Consider the following 15,966-nt stretch of genomic DNA (forward strand, 5'->3'; position numbering starts at 1 on the left):
TCTGAATTTTACTCCAATTAGAATCAAATTATACAGATTTTTGGACTCAATGAAATAAATAAATTGATAATTTGTAGGATTTACACGCTGTAAAAATTTAGCGTCATATGTTATTAACGAAATTGGGTTGTTTCAGCCTTTTTGCATAGCATATTAGTGGAAGCTACACCTCGTCCAAGTTGAGAATTGGAGTTTTTCAAAAGGAAATAGGGAAGAGTATAGGATTTGGTGTAATAAAACCCGATTAAGAAAAAACTATGGGTTTTAAAGTAGACGCGGTTTAATACTAAGTTTTGAAATAGTTAAAACTCCCAAGTTGCAACAACCTGGGAGCTAAAATTTTTGAGTTCACCGCAACGCCGTCTTACCTAAGTTTATGACCTGGTTAAACCAGGGGGGAACGGCTGTTTCTCGTTTAAAGTTTCCGGGTACAAGCCCGGTATACTGCCACAAGAACTCTTTTGCTCCCTTTTCTTTAAAGACATAGATCAAAAAACTTGGGGGCAGTCACCAACGTCGTAGTGCAACTAGTTCATTATAACTTTCAAAATCAGTTTGTGTGTTGAATATGCAAAAGTTGGCGAAAATTTTTATTGAGGATACCAGATAGATTCTATGGTATTGATGATAGCCTGGATGACATCTGGGTTTTGCTGCTCTAGTAAAACGGTGATATGTCCTAGTTTACGTCCTGGACGAGATGCAGTTTTCCCATACCAGTGCAGGTAAGCTTGGGGAATATTTGCTAGTTTTTGGCGTTGGTTTTGATAATCGCTGTGTGAATTTTCATACCCTAGCAAGTTAACCATAACTGCACCAGCACAATTTAAAGCTGGATCAACCAAAGGTAAACCACAAACGGCTCTCAGGTGTTGTTCAAATTGGGAAATTTCACAAGCATCTAAGGAAAAATGCCCAGAATTATGAGTACGAGGGGCAATTTCATTTACTAGTATTTTGCCCTTAGCAGTGATAAATAGCTCAATGCCAAATATGCCTACAGCTTGTAGGTTATTTAATAGTGTATGCGCGATCGCTTGAATTTCTTCCTCTTGTTGGGGTGTAATATCCGCTGGTGCAATTACTCGACGACAAACCTGTTGTTCTTGTTGGGTTTCTACAACCGGATAGGTGACAATTTCCCCATGAACAGAACGTGCCGCAATTATAGCTAATTCTCTGGTAAAGGGAACAAATTCTTCTACTAAAAACTGTGTATTATTTTGACTTACTACTGTTGACAAAGCAGCTAAATCATGAATAACAAAAGTCCCTTGACCATCATAACCATGTCGTCTCGCTTTGAGAACAATAGGAAAACTCAAATATTCTTTTTTAGCTTGAATATCTTCTGGCTTTTCTAAAGCGAAAAACTGGGGAACAGGTAAACCTAAATCCCGTAAATAGCAACGTTGCTCATATTTATCTAATAGCGGAGATAAAGCTGCTAATCTGGGACGGAAACAAACACCTTGTTTCTCTAAAAAAGATAAAGCATTTAAATTAACAAACTCATTCTCAAAGGTGATCACATCACATTTTGCCGCTAAAGTTTCCGTAGCTGCGGCATCATCAACTGCGGCAAAAACAGCTTCTTGAGCAATATATACAGCGGGATCATCTTGGCTAGGAGTTTGTATGACTAATTCTATTCCTAGCTTCTTTGCTGCATCTCCCATCATCCAGGCAAGTTGTCCGCCACCAATTATACCAACACGTTGCATCAGCATCCTAGAGAATCACGAGTTTCAACACCAGTCCGGGAATTTACACCACTGGCTTTTTGACATAGCTCTTTTATTTGCGCTTTGTCCAGAATTGCATCAGTAAAATCTGCACCTGCAATATTCACATCAGTAAAAATGGAACGTAGTAAAAGAGCTTCTAATAAAATGGCATCACTTAAATCAGCCCCATTCAATTTTACCTGATCAATCATGGCATTTGTTAAATCGGCTCCATGTAAATTTGCTTGAGTCATTACTGAAGCACTTAATACTGCTCCCCGTAAGTCAGCACCTGTAAAATTCGCCATTTCTAAATTAGCGTTAGAAAACTCCGCAGCTTGTAAGCTTTGTCCCGAAAAATCCTGTCTTCCTAACTCTGCATTACTAAATGATAGGGGGTGAGTCCAGTTTACTGCTAGTGCTGGAGATGCCACACACCAAATCATAATTCCTAAAAGTAATGCTAATCCTTGCCGCAAATACATATTCAATAGCCAAAAAAAGTGTTTAATTTATTTCAGCTTATCGCATTCTGTTGGAGTGGTTTACTGCCTTTGCTGAAAGATTTGTCATAAATTGCTTGAGTTGTCAGCAAAATCTCAGCTAATTTCTAACTTGAGGCTGATGTCAATCTAGGGTTGAATTTTTCATCATGGCAATAATTAAAATAATGTAAATACAGCCAAAATCTGTCGAAAATCAGTGTTTTTGAGATCAGCAGAGTGAAACCCGGATGAAATGTAATTCCCCATTACCCTTTCTCTACGCCTATAAGTAGGGTTTTAGTAATGCTAAATCTCTACACTAAGATAATAGTTAAGTTATATATTTATTGGTTTTAGAATTACTTAAGAATTTAGCACTGACTCGCCAATTTATTTACATTCATTTACATAGTAAAGTTTATTATCGTTTGCTGGAAACCATCGGTTGATGCTGTTATTGTTCTAATTAAGGGAATCAGTCTGTGAGGATGATTTACATATGCCTCAAGTGCTGAACTCAATTTTACGATTATGGAATTAGCGTTAATCTTATAAGCATTTGTTAGCTTGTCAGGAATCGTCGATAAATCTATATTCACTCACTAATCAAATTGAAACCTGGAAGTATTACCCCTATGATGAATAATCATTACTCTATTCAATGGATTGAAGCATGGTGCATGGAAAATGGCTGGACAGATTTATTTATCGAACGTCGTGATAATTTTTGGGCGTTTCCTCCTGGAGGAGTAATGCCAGAACCAATTCCAGTTCATGTTTTGAGAGTCATTAAAGAAGAGAATGGACTCACTAATCAAGAAATGATATGGTCGATGTCCGCTGTGGTAATTAGCATTTTAGCTATTATTTATACATTTGTTTTAAAATGTCCTATGCCGTTAGTTTTTGCTTTCGCATTTAATGCAGTGACGGTGGCACAACTTGAGTTAGAAGATGACTAATATTATTAATTTCGGGATTATAGCAATTCCCAAGCTCATAAAATACACCCCACCCGCACTGTCGCGCACCCTCCCTTGGTAAGGGGAGGGTTAATTTTGTATCTAATTAGAGTGGGAAAGGCTGTAGTTAAAATTACTCTCTCTGAATACAGATGAAGGTAGTTTTTTGTATAGCAAAATTCAAGAGTTAGGAGTGAAACTGGCTTGGTGTATAGGTTTAAATTTTGATTCTGTACCTTATTGATCTGCAATTTGCTGTATGTAGACTTTATTAAGATTAAATAAGGCAGAGCCTTAGATAAGGCATTCCCATACTCTATATGGGAACGAGACAATTAACTAGTATTTTTAATATAGCCTTTCCCACTCTAGTTAAATACAAAATTACCCCTCCCCAACCCTCCCCTTACCAAGGGGAGGGTGCGCGACAGCGCGGGTGGGGTGTATTTCATGAGCTTGGCAATTGCTATAGCTAATTTCATTTAAATGAGATACAAAATTGAATAATGAAACTCTTGTGGTGCTGGCATCTTGCCCGCTAGGTATGTACCTCCTGACAAAGAAATCTGTTGTATTTTAATACTCATTATTTATGCAAGAAAAGGCATTCCCATACAGAGTATGGAAACGAAATATGAGATAACGCACATCTTCATTACGAACATATTTATTTATATCCCTTTTTTCCCGTTCCCTATTTTCTCTCCATAACTACTGAAGATAATAATCAAATCGTTCTCGAAGTTGTTCAATTGTTAAATTCTGAGTCCAATACTCTATTAAAGCATGACCAAATGCCCAGGCATTACGATCTGGAGTGGTAGAATTTTCTAATAACAATGGCCATAGGGATAGTAAATCAAAATTACGTGATTTGGAATTATCTGTATTTAATAGGGGAAATAGTTCATAAGCCATTTGTAATTTACCAATAACTATGGGTAATTGTTCGACGGGAATTTGTTGTGCGAGGAGATAGGCAAGGGTAGGAGTACCTGTTGAGAGAGTAGAAATAAATTGCAAAACAGGACTTTTTAGAAGTGTGGTTAGTCCTTGGGTTGTGGCCATTTGAAAGGTATAATGATCGATGATTTTTGCTGCTGCTAGGGTGCGGGTTTCTAGGTTACGTAAAAAGCGGGTGAGACGTAATTGTTTGACAGGAGATATAGTTTCTACTAATCCCCAAGATAATTCTTCTATTCCCCAAGCAGTGCGATCGCTTTTTATATCACTGGTAACAATTGGTAAAACTAAATTTGCGTAATTTCCTAATAGTTGTTTTCGATATTCTGTGGCTTCTCGAATGGAAATTTCTTTTGGCTTTTCTCCGGTTTCCCAATTGTATGGGGGTTGCCATTCCCGGAGAGGACGCAAACGATCTACTTGGGTAACAATGGTAATGATGGGTAAATCTGCAACTTCGGCTTTTATCTCTTCTAAAAAGTCTACATCCATCTGCAAGGCGGGATCAAGTGCGGGGGTGATTAATAACAGTAAGTCGGCATTACTGGCATAATCAAGAACTACATCCCGCAAATCATCGCGTTTTACTTGTTCATAACCGGGAGTATCCAAGAGGTTGAGGGTTTCACCGCTTGCGGTTTCCCAGTGATAGTTTTGAATTTTATCTGTACTGGGTAATACATCAACTGCGGCAAATTCGGCTTGAAAGAGAGTGTTAATTAAACTACTTTTACCTGCACCTGTGCGTCCCACGAGGAGAATATTAACGGGTTTTTGGGCAACTATTTCTGGGGGTTCTGCTTGGGTGAGGATGTCGCGCAGGGTTTGGGTTTTGTCTGGGGATAGGGTGGGGGTAGATAATTCAATTGTAGTCCCGGCGTAGAGTGCGATCGCTTGTTTGCATAAATTTCGCAAAGCAGCTTCTCTGAATAATTGGCTCAAATTTATCAGTAATTCTTGAGAAGCGCGGTTACTTGTACCTTGGCTGGCACGTTTTGCGACTGCTGCGACTGGATTTAATACCCACTGCGCCCAATTCCAAGCTTGCCAAAATTTACGGGCTGATGGTTCTAACTTGCGGTAGATTTGGTATGCTTGGTAAGCCTGTCCGACGGTAACTTGATTAAGAACAGGGGATAATTTTTGCATCCATTGATCCATATCATCTACTGTGCCGCGAATTAAACCATATACTTGGGGAATGTAGATGTTTAGTAGGGGATATTTTACTTCAGGATTGTAAATGTGTGCGATCGCTACTACTAAATCTTGACATCTTTGCCAAAAGCTTTGCCAGTCTTCCCAAATCAGAGAATCATTTTGTGCTGCGGTAAGAATTTTTTGTAATTCTGCTTCTGCTTGTTGGGTGTTGTCTTTTGTTGTTGACACATCTAGATTATTACTAGTGGTATTAGATGCCAATTCTTCCCGCATCTCTGCAAAAACAGCTTCAATCTGATTAACAGCCGGTTTAGTCCAGCGTACCAGCAACCAACGCCAACCGACAAACACAATAGTAAATACACCCCAAATCCAACTTAATCCCCAAGTGTGAATTTGCATTCCTGCGGCTATGAGTAGGAATGAGATCATCACCGCAATAGGTGAAACTATAATTATCCATTGCCAGATTTTTAAGCGTACCATCGTTTAATACCTGCCTTGGTTAGAGTTTTTAGAGATTACGAAATACAAAAATATTCAAAAAATTATTTGTATATTTGTAGGGTGGGTTAAAGATAGCGTAACCATCAGGAGTCAGGAGTCAGGAGTCAGGAGTTAGGAGTCAGGAGTCAGGAGTCAGGAGTCAGGAGGAAGAAGAATTAGAAGAAGAGAAGAATAGTCTTGAATCTGCTCAAGTGATAGGTAAATGAACAGTTTCAACGCTTATTCCTTGCACCTCATTCACTTTTTTAACCTTCAAACTGTTGATATATCTAGGTTTTTGGTTTATTTAGCAAACCCTAAATAAGTTTTATTGTAAGGATTCAGTATACAGAATGTTTGATATATGGGAATCCGGTTTGATTCCTGGATTTACTTGTATAGTCAGGTAACAGGTAACAGGTAACAGAAGAGAAAAATATTCTTCTTCCTTCTTTTCTTCTTCCTTCTTTTCTTCTTTCTCCTGACTCCTGACTCCTGACTCCTGACTCCTGACTCCTAACTTCTTTATATGATATTAATTGTCTCGATTTAGGATTTACCCATCTTTGTTTAAAAGCTGTTGAATCGTGGTAGCCAGTTGTTTGAGCATAACTGGCTTAGTCAAATAATCATTTGCCCCCGCTTCTAAACATCGTTCACGATCGCCTGTCATGGCCAAAGCCGTGAGTGCAATGATCGGTATATTGATTAATTTAGGATCGAGGCGAATTTGTGTCATAGCCTCTAATCCATCCATTCCCGGCATTTGAATATCCATTAAAATCAAATTAGGCTGGTGAGTTTTAGCAAGGTTAACGGCTTCATGACCATCCCTAGCTAAGATAATTTGATAGCCTTTGGCTTCCAGATAGCTAGAAAATGTAATAATGTTGGCTTCATTATCTTCTGCTAACAAAATCAAGGGGGCTTGGCTTTCAGCTTCCTCAGCAGTTAGGAAGTCCAATTCTGAAGTAGAGGCTGATTGATCATCTGTGGTGATTTCAGATAAAAGGGGACTACAGGGTAAATCAATCATAAAGCAACTACCTACACCAAGTTCACTGGTTAGCCCTACCTGACCACCATGAAGTTCGACAATTTGTTTCACTAATGCTAGTCCCAAACCTGTACCGTTATACTGACGACTTAAGGAACTATCAATTTGGATGAAAGGATGAAATAGTCTATTGATATTCTCCGGGGAGATCCCAATGCCAGTATCAATCACGGTAATTCGCAAGAAGCCCTGGGGGAAGAAATCAGCGTTCTCCATGTCGGGGTGAAATTGGGTGACTTCTAAAGTAATGCTTCCTCCTTGTGGAGTAAATTTCACTCCATTATTAAGTAGGTTAATTAATACTTGACGAATCCGTCTTTCATCGACGAACAGATCAGGTAGGTTTTGTGGCAGTTTAATATTTAGCTTGATGCGCTTTTTCAGTGCTTGCTGTTTGATAAATGCCAAACTGGATTGGCACAGATGAGATACAGAAATTGAAGTACAGTTGAGATTGATCTGTCCGGCTTCAATTTTGGCTAAATCCAGGATGTCATTGATCAATTCCAGTAGATGATTACCGCTATTCTCAACAGTTTTTAATGCTTTGAGTTGGCGTTCGTTAATGCCGCCAAAAACTTGCTCTTGCAGAGCTTCAGTCATGCCTAAAATAGCGTTTAAGGGAGTACGTAGTTCATGACTCATGTTGGCGAGAAATTCATCCTTGAGGCGGGTGGCGCGGGCGAGTTCTTCGTTAGAAATGGCCAGTTGTTGATTGCTGTGGGTTAACTTTATTTCTGTTTTCTGCCTTTCTGTGAGTTCTTGCTGTAATTTTTCAAAAAGATTTGCTTGTTGAATTGCGATCGCTAACTGGTTAGCAATTTGTTGGAGAAGTTGGGCTTCACAGTCTTTCCAGATTCGTTTTTCTGAGCAAGCATGAACAACCAAAACGCCCCAAAGTTTGTTATTTTCCCCAGAGGCTACCCAGCGATTTTTTTCTCCATCTTGCGCTTCTTGCAAAATCGGTGCGACGATTTTCGACTGGACTTGACCTTCGATGGAATATTCCACCAGGCAATCTGTCCAAATATCTTCCATGACATCGGTTACAATCCGGGGTTGCCCTTGCCAGTAGTAATCAAGAATTTCTTGAGACCAGACTTCATTATCCCAGTGGCGGTTTTTGAGGCTTACTAACTCACCAGAAACGGCTTCTTCAACAATTTGGCTTTCACCGTCAGCAAAAAGACGAAAAACGATGACGCGATCGCAATTAAGCGAGTTTTTGATCTCCTGAGTCACCGTTGCTAAAATATCTTTGATATCTAGCGAGTCTCGAATTTTCTGCACTATTTTCCCTAGAGTGCGCTGTTGCTGTAACTGATGAGAGATAGCTAATTCAGCTTTTTGGCGGATGATCAATTCTGCTTGGACTTGTTGATATAAATTTGCTTGGTAAATAGCGATCGCTAACTGGCTGGCAATTTGTTGTAATAATTCGATTTCCCCCGTTGTCCACCAATAAGGCTGATCATTTTGGTACATCCCTAACAGACCCCAGAGTGATTCACCTACGAAAATGGGTGTAATCACATAAGCTCTGGCTTGAAACTGTTCCAAAAGTTCAATATGACAGGGCTGCAAACCAGCTTGATAAATATCACGGACTATTAAGGTTTCGTAGTTTCGGAATCTACCTCCTTGAGTTTCTTGGAGATAGGTGTCTTGCCAAACCTTTTTAACATCAGATTCTGCTGCAAGCTTTACCCAACCAGGAACCACAGCCTCGGTAATAAATTCACCACTCCAATCGGGTTGAAAGCGGTAAACTGCTACCCGATCTACTACCAGTAATGATCTAGCCTCATTGACAGAAGTATTGAGAATGACTTCAATTTCTAGGGATTCACGAATTGCTTGGCTAAGAGTTAAGAGCAACTGTTTGTACATCGCCTCCTGTTGCAGAGAGAGTTCAGCTTCTTGACGTTCCCGCAGTGCAGCTTTTTGTTCGCTAATATCCACCACCACACAAATAGTTTGATCCTTTGATTCCGGGAGGATCGCTGCTCCAATGAGAACAGGAATTCGGCTACCATCCTGACGGTAGTATGCCTTTTCCCAGGGGTCAATTTCGCCATATTTCATCAGGTGATCTATGGCGGCAAAGTCGGTCGGTATATATTCAGATGGAGTAATTGCTAACCAATTAATTGCCCCGGCATTGAAGTCATCCCTAGTGTAGCCAAGCATCTGTAAGAAACGATCATTGGTATCAAGAATACGCCCCTGAAAATCAGCAAAAATCATCCCAACTACACTAGAATCAAACATTCGGCGGAAACGAAGTTCACTATTTTGCAATGCATTCTCGGCTTGTTTCCGTTCGGTAATGTCTTGATAAGTTCCCAAAATCCCAATTACTTCCCCCTTCAGATTACGCAAGGGCAATTTATTGGTTTCTAACCAGATTGTTGATCCATTGGTCTGTTGCTGAGTTTCAATAATGCCGAGTTTAGCTATACCAGATTCGATCACCTGGCGATCATCGGCTCGATAGATATCTGCTTCCCCATTTCGCCAAGGAAAATCATCATCTGTCTTACCGATAACTTCAGCAGGGGAAGCAAACCCCCCACTGATAGCAAAGTTTTGGTTACAGCCTAAATAAACTGATTCTCGATTTTTCCAAAATATAAATAGGGGAAATGTATCAAGTACAGTGTAAAGAAATTGTTGTGCTTCTTCTAGGGCGAGTTCAGCTTGTTTACGCTGGGTAATATCCCGAAAAACACCCCGTGTCGCTATCGGTTTTCCCTTGGCAAACTGACAATTGACATTGCCTTCAACGATAATTTCGCGGCCATCTTTGGTCAAAAATCTGGTTTCCATGCTCATAGAGGGATTACCAGAAGCTAAACTTGCCATTACTGTTTGACAGTGTACAAGTTCATCGGGATGAATAACTTGAAAAATGGACAACTTTTCTAAGTCGGTATCATCGTATCCCAAGGCTTCTTTCCATGATTTATTAACAAATAAAATTCGACCATTGAGGGAAATACTTTGAATCAAATCGGTGGCATTATCGAATAAATCGCGCAGTTGAGCTTCTCTGGCTTGTAGTTTGGTTGTCCGTTGTTCTATCCTTAGTTCTAAGTTGTGATTCAAGCTAATTAAGGCATCTTTAGCTATTTTGCGTTGCAATTCTGCTGCTGCTCGTGCTGCAAATACTTGAAGAATGTCCCTAGCTTCTTTGAGTTGAGAATTATGTAAAGGCTGTACATCTAGAATGCAAAGGTTGCCAATTGCATTACCTAGATCGTCTTTTAGGGCAATGCCCAAATAACTATCTGCCCGCATCATCACCAAATCAAAATCATTAGCAAAGGCTTCTTGTATTCCGCTTTTGCAGTAAAATTGCCCATCTCTGAGGGCATATTTGCACGGTGTATGAGCCGCATAGTAGGAAACTGATGGTTGTAAAGATCCATTAGCCCAGAAACCCAGGGTATGAAGTTGATCACCCACTAGTTCGGTAACGATCGCATAGCTGACATCTAAGGCTTCGGCAATATGTTGCACTAACGCTGGAAAAAAGTCATCTCCTGTCACAGCAGCAGTTCCTGTTACCAATTTTTGCAGTGTTGATTCAGCCCGTTGGCGTTCTCTTAGTTCTTCCTGTAATTTTTGGTGGGTGGTAGCTTGCTGAAGGGCGATCGCTAGTTGTACTGTTAACAGTTTCAATAGTTCGATTTCTGAATCTTGCCACTGACGGGGGTGCTGGCTTTCGGTAACGTTGAGAAAGCCCCACAATTCATCACCACACATCAGCGGCATCAAAATTTTGGCACGGATATCGAGGCTAATTAACAGATTGCGGTGACAGTCTGACATCTCGGTCGTGTAGATATCTGGCACAATGCGAATCTTGCCTTGCTGATAGATCTCAACAAGTTGTTGGCTAATACATTGGTCTTGACTTTGTTGCCCTAGCAGAGATAGGGTGCAGCCTGTGGACTCAGCCACAGTAATTAGTTTCCCATTGGCTTCTAATTGCCAAATAGTGACGCGATCGCAATTCAGCAATTGCCGTATCTGTTCAACTGTTGTATCCAGAATTGTTTGCAAATTCAGGGATGATCGAATTTGAGTAGCGATTATTGCCACCAGTTTTTCTTGCTCTGTTTTAGTCTGGAGAGCGATGTTTTGATCTGCTAATTCTTTTTCTAATTCAACGGTGCGAGTTTCTAGGAGGAGGATTTTTTCTGCTTCTAACCGCAATACTTTTTCTTCTAATACCTCTGCCAGTTTGTAGAGTTCTAAAGGGTTAAGTGTCTGTAGTAGACTATTTTGGGTGACTATTCCCAATAAATTCCCTTCCTCATTCGTCACTGCCAATTTCCGAATTAACTGTTGTTCCATGATCTGCTGCACCATCTCCAGGGAATCATTAGGTTTCACGGAGAAAATAGGCGCACTCATGACTGTTTCGGCTTGACTAGTTTCTAAGTTCAAACCCAATACTTGAAATTTAACAATATCTTGCTCTGTGATAATTCCCACCGGAATTTGTAGTGGTTGAGCTTGGCTACCACGTTTCTGGACAATGATGACGCAACTAATGCAGTTTTTTGCCATAAGTTGGACAATCGTCCGTATGGAACTATCTAGTGCTGCACAAATTACCTCATTTGTCATTGCCGCAGATACTAGCCGCGATCGCAACGGGTATATGGGATTAGATATTTGCCGTAGACTTTCATCAGTTACTAGCCCAACCACACAATCTTGCTCATTCAGGATGGGTATGTGGCGAATGTGATACTGCTGCAAGAGATTAATTGTAGAAAATAAATCGCTAAAAGCCGATTCGTATAGGGTGACAACTGGATAAGTCATCACATCTTGAATCACCAAATTCTCTAAGGAATGTTGCTGGGAAATCAGGCGTACTACATCGCGTTCTGTGAAAATGCCCAACAACTTACCATCTTCCATTACCAGCACGCAGCTTGGTCTTGTCTCTAAATGGAGTTCATCCAATTGCCCATCTATTATTTTAGTATTAGATATTGCTCCTACACCACCCATTTGACCGATGCCTGCTGCAAGCATTGCGATCGCATCTATTACCGTTGTCTCTGGTTTAACTATCAGAGGATTACGGATAATAGCAGATTTCAATTCTGATGGGGTAAGTATTACGGAACGGCTAAACATTTATTTGTGTATGGACATGGGAATGATTTATTTCACAGTCTAACAATGGAGTTGTAGCAATATTTGTGTTGAGTAAAAGTCACTGGGTAAAGGTTTTTCCTCTTTCACTCACCCACCAGATGCTTTAGGCAGTTATAGCAGGAGTCAGCAATCAGGAGTAAAACTGGCTTCTGAACTCCTTTCAACTTGTAACTAAAAAAAGTTGATGTAATATGTTTTTAAATTTGTACAACAATTGACAAGGTGGTTATTAATGCATCAATTGATCATAAAAATCCCTCTACAAAAGGGTTATAATCCTGATTTTTAACTCCTAACTCTTGTTATATTAACAAAATTTCTTCATCATCTTGTAATAAAGTTTGTGCCGCTTCTAACATAGATGTAGCAAGGTCTTTTAAATCTTCCCGATTATTTAAATAAGTTTTTAACGCTTCCATCGGGTCAATACTGCTACTTGCACTTAATTCAGGAATACGAGGTTTAGCTAACTGACTAACTAACTCTGGTTGAATTGTGTATGTATGCGTTACACTTAAGGCATCATGTATAGAAGAGTTGTCAATTAAATCTAACTGTTCTGATCGCAGTTTGTAAATCAGTCGAACTACGGTATCTTGAAGATTATGTTTTGCGATCGCTTTAAACAAAACCCCTTGGGGATCATCAGCCTTAGATAAATCTACCTCAATCGTGCGGAATACTCGTACAGGTAAAGAGCAAAATTCCCAATTTACTTTTCCCCGTTCCAATTCCACCATCACATAACCCTTATCTTCCTTCTCCTCACTAAAATCGACCCTTTCAATACTTCCCGGATAAATCACCGGTGGATCATTCGATTTATTTAAATTCTGGTGACGGTGAACGTGTCCCAAAGCCACATAATCAAAACAAGGACGCGTTAGCATAGATAGCGGTAAAGTAAAACCCTTACCCACAGCCAACAAACGTTCCGCCCCCAAAGTTGCATTATCAGCCATCAAATGTGCCAAAAGCACCGTTGGTACATCAGGGTCAAGTCGGCGAATTTCCCCTTCTAAAACCACCTGTAACCGTTCTGTTAACAGTTGATTAACATCCGCCATAGACAAACCCGCAGTTTCTTGACGAGTCATCAAAGTAGAACGAGTTAACCAAGGGAGAGTAATTACCTGCACCTTTCCATTACGAGTTTGAATATGGTGAGTAGTCAAAGTATCACCCACCACAAACCCCGGTACACCCAAAGTCCGGTAAATATTTAAACTTGCGCCTCCTATTCCCTGGGAATGTTGATCATGATTACCCACTAACAGCACCGTCGGGATATCAGCATCAACAAGACGACGAAATTGACTAGCAAAAGCTTCCTGTACATAAGGCGGTGGCGTAGCATCAGGAAAAGCATCACCGCCAAATATCACCATATCTACAGCATCAGCTAGGGCTTGGTCAATACACAAAGATAAAGTATTAACAAAATCCTCTAAACGTGTATTCAAACCCGTAACTGGATTGATGCGTCCGTGGGAGAAACCGCTTCCCATGTGGATATCTGAAAGGTGGAGAATTTTAATCATAATTAGTTCTTCGTTATTAGTTTAGAACTAACCGCAATTTTCAATCACCCAATTCTGTTAAAATTACGGTTATATTCAAGCATACATCTTTCTATGTTACAACCAGGGAAGCCATTAAAACAACGTCCCCAATATGTAATAGAAGAGGAACTTGGTTCTGAGGATTTTGGTATTATTTATAAAGCAAGACATAAAGATTTAAATTTTCCGGTTGTTATTAAAACTCCTAATAATCGTTTGTGTAGAGATGCTAATTACCCTAAATATGTGGAAGGTTTCCACAAGGACTGTAACATTTAAAGGTTACAGAAAATTATTAAGTCTGAATAAGGATAACCAAGATTAAAGGACTAACAGGATGGTAATTTTTAGATGGTTTAAATTATTCAAAACCAATCATTCAACAACATCCTAAAAATCCCAACTTCCCATCATAAATCATCCAATCACATCCTGAAAATCCTCAAATCCTGGACATACTGATTCAGACATATTCTATCTTTTTTATGGAACCACGAAGAAGCGTTCGCGAAGCGTTCCGAAGGAAAGGACACGGAGGTAAGAGGTTACAAAGATATTCTCTATGGGTAATTTAATCCTGAAAATTCTTAAATCCTGGATATCCTGATTCAGACAAATTAAATCAAGTATATCAATTAAGGTGCGTTACGCTGTCGCTAACACACCCTACTCTGACAACTAACTAAATGTGAATACCACACTCAGTTTTTTCACTTCCTCTCCAGCGTCCAGCGCGTTCGTCTTCACCGTCAGCTACTTTGGTGGTAATAGGTTCATCACCAATACTGGGATAACCTTGGTCATGAAGAGGATTGTAAATTACTCCATGTTCAGCGACATAAACCCAACTATCTTTTCGTGTCCAAGCAGCGATGGGATTTACTTTCAATCTTCCCAGATTATCTAATTCAAATATAGGCATATTCGCGCGGGTAACGGCTTGGTCACGACGGCGGCCTGTAATCCAAGCGACGGTATTTAAATCGTCTAAACCCCGTAAGAGTGGTTCAATTTTTGTAACTTGGTGGAATTGGGCAATATCTTTGTCCCAAAGTGCTTCACCATATTTAGCTGTAAAGGCTTCGCGGCTATTTACATCTGGAGTTTTATAAGTTTGCAAATCTAGATTGTAGATTTCTTTAGCTTTCGCAACCAGTTCTAGAGTTTGGGGGAAGTGGTACAGGGTGTCAAGAAAAATGACGGGAACAGGATGCTTTAGTTCAGTATAGAGAATATGAGTAATTACCAAGTCATCTACATTAAAAGCGCTTGTTTGCACTAGTCCTGTGGGAATATTCTCAATAGACCACGCTAGTATTTCTTTGGGAGTGGCGGTTTCAAATTGTTGATTTAATTGATCTAAGTCAAAAGCTGTGGAAACTGTCATGATCGTTTTCTAGAAAAATTTTTTTACCTTGACTAAACTTAATTTTAACCTATCAAGGCACACATTCCTCCCGATAATTGGGTATTTATCCTGTACGGGTATCACTACAGGTTAGTCACATTGTTATATTTGAACACGTATTAATAAATATAATCGCATATATTAAGATAAGTTAAGCAATTTTAATTTTTACTTGCTTTTGCATAGATGTTTATATTAATCCTGTTATTCTTAACCTAAGCTTTAAAATTCTCAGGATTTAACAAAATAATGAATAATACGAAATTACCAAATAGCTTGAATCAGTCTATAGTTATGGGCTTTTTAATCGTTTTGACCAGTGCGGGGATCATTACGATTATGAGCGTGTTTTAATCACAAAATAGTGACTTTTAACCAAAAAATTTACATTAACCCTGTTCAAAACTGAGCGGGGTTTTTACATTTTGTAATAAATGGTAGACACAATTAAATATAACTAAATAAAAAACTCTAGAAAACCGCAGTATGTACCGAAAAATCAAGTTACCTAAAAACCCAGTATGTATTATATAAGTCCAGATTTCACCTGTTTGCAGTGTAGAAGTGATCAAACCCAATACAAAAAAACTGTCTGTGATGGTATTTCACTACAGACAGCTATGGGCTAATACAAGCCTAGCCTTCTCTTTTTAGTAAGCCAAAGGAATATCAAAGAAACTCACGTAAGAATTCAAAGGGATTATCTTCCCAACATGGTTCTGGGACTAACCAAACCAATTTACTTTTGATTTCGGCTTCAATTTCATCACTGTCGTCTCTGTCGAACAATGATATCAAAGCTTCCCAGTCTCGTTCTCTGAGGGTGGTGTATGAGGAAGGGCTTACCTGTAGATTATTGGAGTAATTCACAAGCGCATTTTCAGTTAATGTATATCAAAAGTGAGTATATTTGCTGGCAAATGTGCATATTGTACTTTGAATACTGTGATTAAAATGTGACGTAGATCATAAAG

9 protein-coding genes and 1 other RNA gene are annotated in these 15,966 nt (G+C 39.5%); 2 read left to right on the top strand and 8 right to left on the bottom strand.

From position 1 onward, the window contains the following. Window positions 1-344: 344 nt before the first annotated feature. From ssrS to ACOWPH_RS17605, 3 genes are all read right to left on the bottom strand, one after another. A non-coding RNA gene (gene ssrS / locus ACOWPH_RS17595) (6S RNA) lies at window positions 345-528 on the bottom strand. 62 nt (window positions 529-590) lie between these two features. Continuing rightward, a complete protein-coding gene (locus tag ACOWPH_RS17600) occupies window positions 591-1,724 on the bottom strand; it encodes a 5-(carboxyamino)imidazole ribonucleotide synthase (protein ID WP_015216676.1) in 1,134 nt (377 codons plus the stop codon). Then, on the bottom strand, window positions 1,724-2,212 hold the full coding sequence (locus ACOWPH_RS17605; protein ID WP_015216677.1) for a pentapeptide repeat-containing protein: 489 nt from the start codon (window positions 2,210-2,212) through the stop codon (window positions 1,724-1,726). Before ACOWPH_RS17605 ends, ACOWPH_RS17600 begins: the two co-directional genes overlap by 1 nt. Window positions 2,213-2,850: 638 nt before the next feature. Between ACOWPH_RS17605 and ACOWPH_RS17610 the strand changes: the two genes are divergently transcribed. Next, window positions 2,851-3,174 carry a hypothetical protein gene (locus ACOWPH_RS17610; RefSeq protein ID WP_042465358.1) on the top strand — a complete coding sequence of 108 codons (324 nt, stop codon included), beginning with the start codon at window positions 2,851-2,853 and terminating at the stop codon, window positions 3,172-3,174. 711 nt (window positions 3,175-3,885) lie between these two features. Here ACOWPH_RS17610 and ACOWPH_RS17615 read toward each other — a convergent pair. The 3 genes from ACOWPH_RS17615 to sbcD form a co-directional block, all read right to left on the bottom strand. After that, a complete protein-coding gene (locus ACOWPH_RS17615) occupies window positions 3,886-5,784 on the bottom strand; it encodes a GTPase family protein (protein ID WP_015216679.1) in 1,899 nt (632 codons plus the stop codon). A gap of 556 nt (window positions 5,785-6,340) precedes the next feature. After that, window positions 6,341-12,001 carry a GAF domain-containing protein gene (locus tag ACOWPH_RS17620; protein ID WP_015216680.1) on the bottom strand — a complete coding sequence of 1,887 codons (5,661 nt, stop codon included), beginning with the start codon at window positions 11,999-12,001 and terminating at the stop codon, window positions 6,341-6,343. Between the two features lie 323 nt (window positions 12,002-12,324). Next, window positions 12,325-13,563, bottom strand: a complete 1,239-nt coding sequence (gene sbcD, locus ACOWPH_RS17625) for an exonuclease subunit SbcD (RefSeq protein ID WP_015216681.1) — start codon at window positions 13,561-13,563, stop codon at window positions 12,325-12,327. 93 nt (window positions 13,564-13,656) lie between these two features. On the opposite strand from sbcD, the gene ACOWPH_RS17630 reads away from it, so the two are divergent. Beyond that, complete coding sequence (locus ACOWPH_RS17630; RefSeq protein ID WP_015216682.1) at window positions 13,657-13,863, top strand: hypothetical protein; 207 nt, start codon at window positions 13,657-13,659, stop codon at window positions 13,861-13,863. 403 nt (window positions 13,864-14,266) lie between these two features. On the opposite strand, the gene cysH is transcribed toward ACOWPH_RS17630, so the two are convergent. Beyond that, window positions 14,267-14,971, bottom strand: a complete 705-nt coding sequence (cysH, locus tag ACOWPH_RS17635; protein ID WP_015216683.1) for a phosphoadenosine phosphosulfate reductase — start codon at window positions 14,969-14,971, stop codon at window positions 14,267-14,269. A gap of 690 nt (window positions 14,972-15,661) precedes the next feature. Next, a complete protein-coding gene (locus ACOWPH_RS17640; RefSeq protein WP_015216684.1) occupies window positions 15,662-15,862 on the bottom strand; it encodes a hypothetical protein in 201 nt (66 codons plus the stop codon). Between the last annotated feature and the right edge of the window lie 104 nt (window positions 15,863-15,966).

The organism is Anabaena sp. PCC 7938, assembly GCF_049315035.1.
Taxonomy (GTDB): domain Bacteria; phylum Cyanobacteriota; class Cyanobacteriia; order Cyanobacteriales; family Nostocaceae; genus Anabaena; species Anabaena cylindrica.